This is a genomic window from Streptomyces sp. LUP47B, assembly GCF_001746295.1.
Taxonomy (GTDB): domain Bacteria; phylum Actinomycetota; class Actinomycetes; order Streptomycetales; family Streptomycetaceae; genus Streptomyces.
Map to the genome: position 1 here is coordinate 87891 of NZ_MJAH01000002.1, position 11042 is coordinate 98932.

At 72.1% G+C, this 11042-nt stretch carries 11 protein-coding genes; 8 read left to right on the forward strand and 3 right to left on the reverse strand.

Going from position 1 to position 11042, the window contains the following annotated elements:
• Positions 1-38: 38 nt before the first annotated feature.
• From BFN33_RS07010 to BFN33_RS07020, 3 genes are read left to right on the forward strand one after another with little or no spacing between them, the layout of a single operon-like run.
• Positions 39-1115, forward strand: a complete 1077-nt coding sequence (locus BFN33_RS07010; protein WP_069759032.1) for a nitronate monooxygenase — start codon at positions 39-41, stop codon at positions 1113-1115.
• On the forward strand, positions 1112-1861 hold the full coding sequence (locus tag BFN33_RS07015; RefSeq protein ID WP_069759033.1) for a 16S rRNA (uracil(1498)-N(3))-methyltransferase: 750 nt from the start codon (positions 1112-1114) through the stop codon (positions 1859-1861). The genes BFN33_RS07010 and BFN33_RS07015 overlap by 4 nt, the downstream gene beginning before the upstream one ends.
• Positions 1862-1878: 17 nt before the next feature.
• Positions 1879-2271: a VOC family protein gene (locus tag BFN33_RS07020; protein WP_069759034.1), complete on the forward strand. Its 393-nt coding sequence runs from the start codon at positions 1879-1881 to the stop codon at positions 2269-2271.
• On the opposite strand, the gene BFN33_RS49540 is transcribed toward BFN33_RS07020, so the two are convergent.
• Positions 2213-2605: a hypothetical protein gene (locus BFN33_RS49540; protein WP_088245279.1), complete on the reverse strand. Its 393-nt coding sequence runs from the start codon at positions 2603-2605 to the stop codon at positions 2213-2215. The two genes, BFN33_RS07020 and BFN33_RS49540, sit on opposite strands and share 59 nt — an antisense overlap.
• 81 nt (positions 2606-2686) lie before the next feature.
• Here BFN33_RS49540 and BFN33_RS07025 point away from each other — a divergent pair, with 81 nt between their 5' ends.
• The 5 genes from BFN33_RS07025 to BFN33_RS07045 are packed head-to-tail and all read left to right on the forward strand — an operon-like array spanning position 2687 to position 8790.
• The gene (locus BFN33_RS07025; protein ID WP_069759035.1) at positions 2687-3220 is read left to right on the forward strand and encodes a hypothetical protein; all 534 of its coding nucleotides are present in this window, start codon (positions 2687-2689) and stop codon (positions 3218-3220) included.
• A gap of 45 nt (positions 3221-3265) precedes the next feature.
• The gene (locus BFN33_RS07030; RefSeq protein ID WP_069759036.1) at positions 3266-6481 is read left to right on the forward strand and encodes a S41 family peptidase; all 3216 of its coding nucleotides are present in this window, start codon (positions 3266-3268) and stop codon (positions 6479-6481) included.
• A 33-nt stretch (positions 6482-6514) separates the two neighbouring features.
• A complete protein-coding gene (locus tag BFN33_RS07035; RefSeq protein ID WP_069759037.1) occupies positions 6515-6868 on the forward strand; it encodes a histidine triad nucleotide-binding protein in 354 nt (117 codons plus the stop codon).
• A 6-nt stretch (positions 6869-6874) separates the two neighbouring features.
• Entirely contained in the window at positions 6875-7780 is a 906-nt protein-coding gene (locus tag BFN33_RS07040; RefSeq protein ID WP_069759038.1) for a ribonuclease Z, read from the forward strand.
• 20 nt (positions 7781-7800) lie between these two features.
• A complete protein-coding gene (locus BFN33_RS07045; RefSeq protein ID WP_069759039.1) occupies positions 7801-8790 on the forward strand; it encodes an adenosine deaminase in 990 nt (329 codons plus the stop codon).
• 93 nt (positions 8791-8883) lie between these two features.
• Here the strand turns inward: BFN33_RS07045 and BFN33_RS07050 are convergent, their stop codons facing one another.
• Together BFN33_RS07050 and BFN33_RS07055 are read right to left on the reverse strand one after the other, a co-directional pair.
• Positions 8884-10071, reverse strand: coding sequence for an MFS transporter (locus BFN33_RS07050; RefSeq protein WP_069759040.1), 1188 nt, complete (start codon positions 10069-10071; stop codon positions 8884-8886).
• A gap of 187 nt (positions 10072-10258) precedes the next feature.
• Entirely contained in the window at positions 10259-11041 is a 783-nt protein-coding gene (locus tag BFN33_RS07055; RefSeq protein ID WP_079140704.1) for an IclR family transcriptional regulator, read from the reverse strand.
• Position 11042 lies beyond the last annotated feature (1 nt).

Genomic DNA, 11042 nt, shown 5'->3' on the forward strand with positions numbered 1-11042 from the left:
GATTCGGACTTGTTCGGAGGACGTGACAACATGCCGTCATGTCCTCCGCGCTGACCGGTCTCTTCCGTCATCCGATCGTGCAGGCCCCCATGGCGGGCGGCGTCTCCGTGCCGCGGCTCGCCGCCGCCGTGTCCGAGGCGGGCGGGCTCGGGTTCCTCGCCGCCGGGTACAAGACGGCCGACGGGTTGTACCAGGAGATCAAGCAGCTGCGCGGCCTGACCGGGCTGCCCTTCGGGGTCAACCTCTTCATGCCGCAACCCGAGTATGCCGACCCGGCGGCCGTCGAGGTCTACGCCCATCAGCTCGCCGGCGAGGCCACCTGGTACGAGACCGAGCTCGGCGACCCCGACAGCGGCCGTGACGACGGATACGACGCCAAGCTCGCCGTACTCCTCGACAACCCCGTGCCGGCGGTCTCCTTCCACTTCGGCATCCCGAGCAGTGAGACCTTGGAGTCGCTGCGCCGCGCCGGCATCTACACCCTCGTCACCGCGACCACCCCCGAAGAGGCGCTCGCCGTGCAGTACGCGGGCGCCGACGCCGTCATCGCGCAGGGCGTGGAGGCCGGCGGGCACCAGGGCACCCACCGGGACCTGCCCGAGCAGGACGGCTCCGGCCTCGGACTCCTCTCCCTCGTCGCCCAGATCCGGGAGACGGTGACCATCCCGATCGTCGCCGCCGGCGGCATCATGCGCGGCAGCCAGATCGCCGCCGTCCTCGCCGCGGGCGCGAGCGCGGCCCAGCTCGGCACGGCGTTCCTCGCCACGCACGAGTCCGGCGCCCACGACGTGCACAAGCAGGCGCTGACCAATCCCCTCTACGTCCGCACCGAGTTGACCCGCGCCTTCTCCGGCAGACCGGCTCGTGGCCTGGTCAACCGTTTCCTGCGCGAGCACGGACCGTACGCGCCCGCCGCCTACCCCGAGGTCCACCACCTCACCGCCCCGCTCCGGAAGGCCGCCGCCAAGGCCAAGGACGCCCAGGGCATGGCGCTGTGGGCGGGGCAGGGGCACCGGATGGCACGCGAGCTGCCCGCGGGGCAGCTGGTGGAGATACTCGCCGCCGAACTCGACGCCGCCAGGACAGCGTTGTCAGGCACGGGGGACCTGCGATGACCGCACCGGTGTTCGTGGTCGAGCACTTCGACGCGGACGGCGGCGGACGCTACGTCCTCGACGGCCCCGAAGGGCGCCACGCCGTCTCCGTGAAGCGGCTCAAGGCCGGCGAGGACGTCATCCTCACCGACGGGGCCGGACGCTGGGCCGACTGCGTGGTGCTCGCCGCCGAGGGCAAGGACCGGCTGATCGTCCAGCTGGACTCGGTGGCCGAGGAACCCCGGGCACAGCCCCGCATCACCGTCGTCCAGGCCCTCCCCAAGGGCGACCGCGGTGAACTCGCCGTCGAGACCATGACCGAGGTCGGCGTCGACGCCGTCGTCCCCTGGCAGGCGGCCCGCTGCATCACCCAGTGGAAGGGCGACCGGGGCCTGAAGGCGCTCGCCAAGTGGCGGGCCACCGCCCGCGAGGCCGGCAAGCAGTCCCGCCGGGTCCGCTTCCCGGATATCGCGGACGCGGCGACGACCAAACAGGTTGCCGCACTTCTCGCCAAAGCCGACTTCGCCGCCGTTCTCCACTCCGACTTCGACCGCGGCAGCGAGCCGCTGGCCACCGCCGAACTCCCCGACGAGGGGGAGATCGTGCTGGTCGTCGGCCCCGAAGGAGGCGTCGCCAAGGACGAGTTGGCGCTCTTCGAGGAGGCCGGTGCGCGCGCCTACGTCCTCGGGCCCACCGTGCTGCGCACCTCGACCGCCGGAACCGCGGCGACCGCTCTGCTCCTCGGCCGCACCGGCCGCTGGTCCTGACCCCAAGAAGGACGGCTGTGGAACTCGCCCAAGTACGCCTGCTCGTCACCGACTTCGCCGCTTGCTACCGCTTCTACGCCGAGGTCCTCGGCCTCAAGCCCCAGTCGGGGTCGACGGGCGGGCCGTACGAGAAGTTCAGCCCCGCCACCGGCTCGGCGGGCATCGCCCTGCAGGACCGGTCGATGATGGCGGCGGTCCTCGGCGAACTGGGCGACACGGCCACCGGCCACCGCTCCCTGGTCGTGCTTCGCGTCGACGACCTGGACACCTACTGCGAGCAGATCGCGTCCCGCGGCGCCACCCTCCTGCACGGCCCGTCCCCGATGACGGACCGCATGCGCGTCGCCCACCTCAAGGACCCGGAGGGCAACCTGGTGGAGCTCCAGGAGTGGCTGCTGCTGCGTACCTGAGCACCGCGTCGAAGAGATCCCAGCCGTCCAACTCGGCCGCACCGGGCAGGAGTCCGCGGTCCGTCGCCTCGTCGATCAGATGGCGTACGACACCGGGTTCGTTGAGGTTGAGCAGCTTCCCGGGGCCGGTCGCCACGCAGCCGACGTACGAGTAGCCGCCGGAGATGGCCCCTCGCTCGCCCTCCCGGAAGACGATCCGGGTGCGGACCCCGTCGAGGACCAGGTGGAGCACATCCCGGCAGACGTCGCTGTCGCGGTGCTTGTGCCGGACGCTCCACAGGTAGGTCGTCCGGTCGTCCACGACGAGCGTTCTCGCCGCACGGTCCTTGCGCATCCGCCCACCGTAGCCCGACCGGCGCACAGGTGGCCGTATGCGCCCTACCGTCCCGGGCGGGACAGTGGCAGGCTGCCCTGCATGGTGGCGTTGAGACGGAACTGGCGTCGGCCGCGCGGGGTGCGAGCAGCGGGTGTGATCGGGGGTGCCGTGCTGGCCGTGGGCGGGGTCGCCGCGTGTGATCCGACCGGGGTGGTCAGCTCCGCGACCGTGTCGTACACCACCGACCAGCTGGTCACCAAGGAGCTGAACCGGCAGAAGGCCGACGTGAGTTGGCTGACCTGCACGGCCTCGTACGACAACGGCGACCGGACACCGAGCGCGAGTGTGAACACCGTCGCCACCGTCAACTGCGACGGGAAGACGAGGGACGGCAAGGACATCACCGTCAAGGGCAAGGTGACGCGGACCGTCAGCGGCGCGTGTGTGCGCGGGGACCTCACCGCCACCGTCGGCGGTAAGCAGTGGTTCCACGTGGAGGGTCTCGGCGACTGCAGCGCCACACCCACCCCGCCCGTCGACAACCCCCGACAGCCCGGCGCGACCGTCACCGTGACCGTCACCAAGACGATCTGGTGCCAGAAGGACCCGCAGTGCTGGCCCGACGGCAAGTGATCGAAACCTCTGTGCACGGGGACCGCCCTTGCATAGGGTGATCGGGTGACACAGCCTGCGACGTCTGCATATCTCCGGTTTCCGCACCTGCAGGGCGAGTTGGTGGCCTTCACCGCCGAGGACGACGTGTGGCTCGCGCCGCTCGACGGCGGGCGTGCCTGGCGGGTCAGCGCGGACAACGTGCCGGTCACCCACCCCCGTATCTCGCCCGACGGCACGACCGTCGCCTGGACCTCCGCCCGCGACGGCGCCCCCGAGGTGCACATCGCCCCGGTCGACGGCGGACCGTCCAGAAGGCTGACCCACTGGGGCAGTGCGCGCACCCAGGTGCGCGGCTGGACCCCGGACGGCGAGGTCCTCGCGATCACCACCCACGGCCAGGCCAGCCTGCGCCGCAGCTGGGCGCACACCGTCCCGCTCGACGGCGGCCCCGGCACCACCCTGCCGTACGGGCCGGTCGGCCAGGTCGCGTACGGACCGGCGACCGTGATCCTCTCCGCGCCCATGGGCCGGGAGGCCGCCTGGTGGAAGCGCTACCGGGGCGGTACGGCGGGCAAGCTGTGGATCGATCCCGAGGGCGACGGCGAGTTCGTACGGCTGCATGAAGAGCTGGACGGGAACCTGGAGTACCCCGTGTGGGCGGGCGACCGGATCGCCTTCCTCTCGGACCACGAGGGCACCGGGGCCGTCTACTCCTCCCTCGCCGACGGCTCCGACCTGCGACGGCACACGCCCCTCGACGGTTACTACGCCCGGCACGCGGCAGGCGACGGCACCCGGGTCGTCTACACCTCCGCAGGCGAGCTGTGGATCCTCGACGACCTCGACGGGGCCGAACCGCGCCGCCTGGAGGTCCGGCTCGGCGGACAGCGTGCCGACCGGCAGCCGTTCCCGGTGGACGCCTCCCGCTGGTTCGGCTCGGCCGCCCCCGACCACACCGCGCGCGGCAGCGCGGTCGCGGTGCGCGGTGCCGTCCACTGGGTCACCCACCGCTCGGGCCCGGCCCGCGCCCTCGCCGCCGAACCCGGCGTCCGGGCCCGGCTGCCGCGCACCTTCCGCACGGAGGGCGAGGAGTGGGTGGTGTGGGTGACGGACGCGGAGGGCGACGACGCCCTGGAGTTCGCGCCCGCCACCGGACTCGCCCCCGGCGCCACCCCGCGCCGTCTCGCCGCCGGACAGCTCGGCCGCGTCCTGGGTCTCGCCATGGCCCCCGACGGCAGCCGGGCCGCGGTCGCCGCGCACGACGGCCGCGTGCTGCTCGTCGAGCGGGAGACCGGTGAGGTCCGCGAGGTCGACCGCAGCGAGGACGGCGACGTACGGGGGCTGACGTTCTCGCCCGACTCGGCCTGGCTCGCCTGGTCGCACCCCGGCCCCGCCCCGCTCTGCCAGCTCCGCCTCGCCAACACCACCGACCTGTCGGTCACCGAGGCGACCCCGCTGCGCTTCCAGGACTACGCCCCCGCCTTCACCCTCGACGGCAAGCACCTGGCCTTCCTGTCCAACCGCTCCTTCGACCCGGTCTACGACGAGCACGTCTTCGACCTCGCCTTCGTGGTCGGTGACCGCCCGCACCTGATCACCCTGGCCGCGACCACGCCGTCCCCGTTCGGCCCGCAGCGCCACGGCCGCCCCTTCGAGGCCCCCGACAAGGACGAGACCCCCGACAGCGAGGGCACCCCGGCCACCCGTATCGACCTGGAGGGCCTGGCCGACCGGATCGTGCCGTTCCCGGTGGAGGCAGGCCGCTACTCCAACCTCCGCGCGGCCAAGGACGGCGTCCTGTGGCTCCGGCACCCCGTCCAAGGCGTGCTCGGCTCCTCCCGGGCCACCCCGGACGACCCCGACCCCAAGACCGACCTCCAGCGCTACGACCTCGCCCAGCAGCGCCTCGAGCACCTCGCCGTCGACGCCGACCACTTCGCCGTCAGCGGCGACGGCAAGCGGGTCCTGCTGTGGACCGACGGCCGCCTGAAGGTCGTACCGAGCGACCGCCGTGCCTCGAACGACGACGACAGCGACACGAACATCAGCGTCGACCTCGGCCGCATCCGCCAGACCGTCGACCCGTCGGCCGAGTGGCGCCAGATGTACGCGGAGACCGGCCGCATCATGCGCGACCACTTCTGGCGTCCGGACATGAGCGGTGTCGACTGGGACGGCGTGCTCGACCGCTACCGCCCCGTCCTGGACCGGCTGGCCACCCACGACGACCTCGTCGACCTCCTCTGGGAGGTGCACGGCGAACTCGGCACCTCCCACGCCTACGTCACCCCCCGCGGCGGCCACGGTCACGGCCCCCGTCAGGGCCTGCTCGGCGCCGACATCTCCCGCCACGAGGACGGCCCCCAGGGGTCGGCACAGTGGCGCATCGACCGCATCCTGCCGACCGAGACCTCCGACCCCGACGCCCGCTCCCCGCTCGCCGCGCCCGGCGTCGCGGTCCGCGCCGGGGACGCGATCGTCGCGGTCGGCGGCCACCCGGTCGACCCGGTCACGGGCCCCGGCCCGCTCCTGGTCGGCACGGCGGGCAAACCGATCGAGCTCACCATCTCCCCGTCCGGCGGCGGCGAGCTGCGGCACGCGGTCGTCGTCCCGATCTCCGACGAGGAGCCCCTGCGCTACCACGCCTGGGTCGCCGACCGCCGCGCCCACGTCCACGAGAAGTCCGGCGGGCGGCTGGGGTATCTGCACGTCCCGGACATGCAGGCCCCGGGCTGGGCCCAGATCCACCGCGACCTGCGGGTCGAGGTGGCCCGTGAGGGGCTCGTGGTGGACGTCCGTGAGAACCGCGGCGGCCACACCTCCCAGCTGGTCGTCGAGAAGCTGGCCCGCCGGATCGTCGGCTGGGCGCTGCCGCGCGGGATGCGCGCCTACAGCTACCCGAGGGACGCGCCACGCGGTCCCGTCGTGGCGGTGGCGAACGAGTTCTCGGGATCCGACGGCGACATCGTCAACGCGGCGATCAAGGCGCTGGGCATCGGCCCGGTGGTCGGAACGCGCACCTGGGGCGGTGTCATCGGCATCGACAGCCGCTACCGCCTGGTCGACGGCACGCTGATCACCCAGCCCAAGTACGCGTTCTGGCTGGAGGGTTACGAGTGGGGCGTGGAGAACCACGGGGTGGACCCGGACGTGGAGGTGGTGCAGAGGCCGCAGGACCACGCGGCCGGCCGGGACGCACAGCTGGACGAGGCGGTGCGGATCGCCCTGGAGGCACTGGAGAGCAGTCCTGCCAAGATTCCGCCGACCCTGCCTGACTAAGATGCCCCCGAGATCCGAGGCGAAAGGAACACCATGCCAGGGGAACCCCAGGACGACTGCCTGTTCTGCAAGATCGTCGAAGGCCACATCCCGGCGACGATCGTCCGGGAGACGGACACCACCGTCGCCTTCCGGGACATCAACCCCCAGGCACCCACCCACGTCCTGGTGATCCCCAAGGCCCACTACGAGACCGCCGCGGTGCTCGCCGCCGCCGCGCCCGAGCTCGCCGCCGACGTCCTGCGCGAGACCCAGGCCGTCGCCGACGACGAGAAGCTGGAGAGCTACCGCACGGTCTTCAACACCGGCAGCGGCGCCGGCCAGACCGTCTGGCACGCCCACGCCCACGTGATCGGCGGCCGCGGTCTGCACTGGCCGCCCGGATAACCCACGGTGTCCGTACGTGAATTGGTCGTCCTCGGCACAGCCAGCCAGGTCCCCACAAGGCACCGCAACCACAACGGCTATCTGCTGCGGTGGGACGGCGAGGGCATCCTCCTCGACCCCGGAGAGGGCACCCAGCGTCAGATGCTGCGCGCCGGGGTCGCCGCCCACGACCTCAACCGTATCTGTGTCACCCACTTCCACGGCGACCACTCCCTCGGCCTCGCGGGCGTGATCCAGCGCATCAACCTCGACCGGGTCCCGCACGAGGTCACCGCCCACTACCCGAAGTCGGGGCAGCGCTTCTTCGACCGGCTGCGATACGCGACGGCGTACCGGGAGACCGTCCGGCTCACCGAGGCACCGGTCAGCGAGGACGGGGTCATCGCGCGCACCGGCGGCTACACCCTCCAGGCCCGCAAGCTCTCCCATCCCGTCGAGTCCTACGGCTATCTCCTCAGCGAAGCCGACGGCCGCCGCATGCTTCCCGACCGCCTCGCCGCGCACGGCATCAAGGGGCCCGACGTCGGACGGATCCAGAGGGAGGGCTCTCTGAACGGCGTCCTTCTCGACGACGTCAGCGAGATCCGCCGGGGTCAGCGCTTCGCGTTCGTCATGGACACCCGCCTCTGCGACGGCGTCCACGCCCTCGCGGAGGGCTGCGACCTGCTCGTCATCGAGTCGACCTTCCTTGACGAGGACGAGCAACTAGCCGTGGAGCACGGCCATCTGACCGCCGGTCAGGCCGCGAGGGTCGCCCGGGACGCCGGCGTACGGCATCTCGTGCTCACGCACTTCAGTCAGCGCTACTCCGAACCGGAGGAGTTCGAGCGGCAGGCGCGGGCGGCCGGCTACGAGGGCGAGCTGACCGTGGCCCACGACCTCCTGCGGGTCCCGGTTCCGAAACGGCGATAAAGCAGCCGTACGATGCTTTGATGTCCCTCCCCAAAGCTGAACTGCACCTGCACATCGAAGGCACCCTGGAGCCGGAGCTGGCTTTCGAGCTGGCCGCGCGCAACGGCGTCGAGCTGCCGTACGCCGACACGGACACGCTCCGCGAGGCGTACCGGTTCGAGGACCTCCAGTCCTTTCTGAACCTGTACTACGAGCTCATGGCCGTCCTGCGCACCGAGCGGGACTTCGAGGACCTGGCGAACGCCTATCTCGCCCGGGCCGCCGCGCAGGGGGTGCGGCACGCGGAGATCTTCTTCGACCCGCAGGCGCACATCGCGCGGGGCGTGGAGATGGGGACGGTCGTCGAGGGGCTGTGGCGGGCGCTGGCCCGCAGCGAGGCCGTGCACGGCGTCTCCACGCAGCTGATCATGTGCTTCCTGCGGGACGAGTCCGCCGAGTCCGCTCTCGAGACCCTCGCGGCCGCCAAGCCGTATCTCGACCGGATCGTCGGTGTGGGGCTCGACTCCGCCGAGGTGGGGCATCCTCCGGTGAAGTTCCGCGAGGTGTACGAGGCCGCGGCGGAGCTGGGGCTGCGGCGGGTGGCTCACGCCGGGGAGGAGGGCCCGCCGGAGTACATCGTCGAGGCACTGGACGTGCTCGGGGTGGAGCGAATAGACCACGGCCTGCGGTGCATGGAGTCCCCGGAACTGGTGGCTCGTCTTGTGCGGGACCGGATACCGCTGACGATGTGTCCGTTGTCCAACGTGCGGCTTCGTACGGTCGACGTGCTCGCCGACCATCCGTTGCCCGCGATGCTGGACGCCGGCTTGCTCTGCACGGTGAACTCCGACGACCCGGCGTACTTCGGGGGGTATGCGGGGGACAACTTCGACGCGGTGCGCTCGGCGCTGGGCCTGGGCGAGGAGACGTTGCGGGAGCTGGCCCGCAACTCCTTCCTCGCGTCCTTCCTGGAGCATGATGAGGAGCTGCGGGCCCGGTATCTTGCGGAAGTTGATACGTACGAGTTCTGAGGTGCTTTGTCGGGGTGCGGGCCGGTGGGGGCTGGTCGCGCCCACGCGGCGGAGCCGCATATTGACACAGCCCCGCGCCCCTGAAGGGGCGCCTCACGCCGCCGTCGCCTTGTCGTAGGCCTGGGTCTCCACCGGGATCTCCACCACCGGCAGCGCGCGCCTGCCCGCGCCCATCGCCACCGCCGTCATCGGTACGGCTATCAGCAGCAGGCCCGCTGCCAGGACCGTGCCCATCACGGTGAAGCCGGCCTCGGATGCGAGCAGGCTTCCCGTCAGGGGACCCGCTGCCGTACCCAATGACGAGGCCGAGCCGACCAGGACCGCCCAGCGGCCGCGGGGATCCAGGGACGCGGCCAGGCCGATGACGTACGACAGGACGATCGGGTAGAGCGTGTTCCACGCGATCTCGCCGGACGCGAAGGACGGCAGGTCGGTCGCGGAGGCGCTGAGGGCGATGCAGGCGGCGATGAGGACGGTGCCGCCGCCGACGGGGAGCGCGCGGCCGAGGCGTGGGCCCAGGGCGCCCGCGCCGACGACGCCCAGCAGGCCCGCGCCGAGGGCGATCGCGAAGACCGCGCCGACGGTCGCCTCGGAGAGGTGGGCCTGGGTGAGGCCGATGCGGCCGCTGACGCCCCAGAGGGCGTTCTGGGCGAGGGACCAGCAGAGCAGGGTGCCGGCGAGGAGGAGGCCGGCCCGGGGGTGGGGGAGCGGGGCGGGTGTCTCCCGGGTTCGGGCGGGGGCCGTGGCGAGGGGGAGACGGCCCGTCAGGGGCCAGACCGCCAGCGCGGTGAGGGCGATCGCGGCCAACGGCTGGCCGTGGCCGGGGCCCAGGTGGGGGACGGTCAGGTAGACGGCGCCCGCGAGTGCGGAGACGCCGAGGAGGCCGACCGTGGTGGTGCGGTGCGGGTCCGGCTGGGCGGCGATGCCGGTGGCGGCCACCGCCGTCGACGTACCGGATCCGAAGCCGCCGATCAGCGCGCCCACGACGACGGCCGGGACGGCGTGGGCGAGGGCGGCGCCGCCGTAGCCGAGACCGGCGAGGGTGAGGCCGATGCGGGCGAGGGTGCGGGGCCCGAAGCGGTCGACGCGGGAGGCGAGCAGGAAGCCTGCCGCCGCCGAACTCAGCAGCAGCGCGCTGCCGACGGCGCCCGCCTCGGTGGCGGTGAGGGCAAGCCCGGAGTCGAGCCTGCCGACGGTGGTCGGGAGGAGGTAGGGGGCGAGGTACCCGGCCGTGAAAAGGGCAATGAGGGGCCAGGGCAGGGTGGTGCGTGGGGCGGACACGGGCGTTCCCAGGGCATGCGAAAGAAGCGGCTCAAAAGGGGGTGGAGCGCAGGCCGTCGACGGACAGGAACGCGCGAAGAATTTGTATCAAGCACGCGGTTGCGGAAGAAGCCCAGGGTGCGTGATGTGGCTCACGTTTCGTTTGGGATGAGGGAAGCCGGGTAAAAGCGAGCGCCCCGGGGGCCCGCTAACGCCAGCTGGACGCGCCGCCCGCGCCCGGCGCCGTCGCCTCGATCTTGCCCCTGATCTCGCGCATCACCGCGATGATCTGCTGCTCGTGTTCCGGCGTCAGACGCGCGACCGGGACCGAGCAGCTGATGGCGTCCTGTGCGGGGGAGTCGTAGCGCAGACAGAACCCGAAGCCGACGATGCCGAGGACGCCTTCCTCGCGGTCGATCGAGTAGCCGCGTGCGCGGACCGCGGCGAGGTCGGTCAGCAGGGACTCGCGGGTGGTGTGGGAGTTCGGGGTGAGTGCCTCGTACGGCCCCTCGGGGAGCCTCTCGTCGGGCCACTCGGCCAGCAGCGCCTTGCCCAGGGCGCCGACGTGCGCGGGCAGCCGGCGGCCCACCCTGCTGATCGTCCTCAGGTATTCGTGCGACTCGCGCGTCGCCAGATAGGCCACGTCCCGGCCGTCGAGCCGGCCCATGTGGATCGTCTCGCCCAGCGCCTGGGACGCCTCGTCGAGATACGGCCGTACGACCCGCACCCGCGGGTCGGAGTCCAGATAGCTGGTGCCGGTGAGCAGGGCGTGGATGCCGATGCCGTAGAGGGAGCCGGTGATGTCGGTGCGGACCCAGCCGCGCGAGATCAGGGTCTGGAGCAGCGCGTACATCGAACTGCGCGGCACCGCCAGCGCGTCCGCGAGCTCCTGGAGCCGGGCCGGGCGGTCGCCGCGCGCGGCCAGCAGTTCGAGGAGCTCGACCGTGCGGGCCGCCGACTTCACCTCGCGGACGCCACCTGTCTCTGACATG

Coding starts and splice junctions, on each gene's coding strand:
- BFN33_RS07025 (WP_069759035.1), top strand. CDS start 2,687: ATGGTGGCGTTGAGACGGAACTGGCGTCGGCCGCGCGGGGTGCGAGCA.
- BFN33_RS49540 (WP_088245279.1), bottom strand. CDS start 2,605: ATGCGCAAGGACCGTGCGGCGAGAACGCTCGTCGTGGACGACCGGACG.
- BFN33_RS07055 (WP_079140704.1), bottom strand. CDS start 11,041: ATGTCAGAGACAGGTGGCGTCCGCGAGGTGAAGTCGGCGGCCCGCACG.
- BFN33_RS07010 (WP_069759032.1), top strand. CDS start 39: ATGTCCTCCGCGCTGACCGGTCTCTTCCGTCATCCGATCGTGCAGGCC.
- BFN33_RS07015 (WP_069759033.1), top strand. CDS start 1,112: ATGACCGCACCGGTGTTCGTGGTCGAGCACTTCGACGCGGACGGCGGC.
- BFN33_RS07035 (WP_069759037.1), top strand. CDS start 6,515: ATGCCAGGGGAACCCCAGGACGACTGCCTGTTCTGCAAGATCGTCGAA.
- BFN33_RS07045 (WP_069759039.1), top strand. CDS start 7,801: ATGTCCCTCCCCAAAGCTGAACTGCACCTGCACATCGAAGGCACCCTG.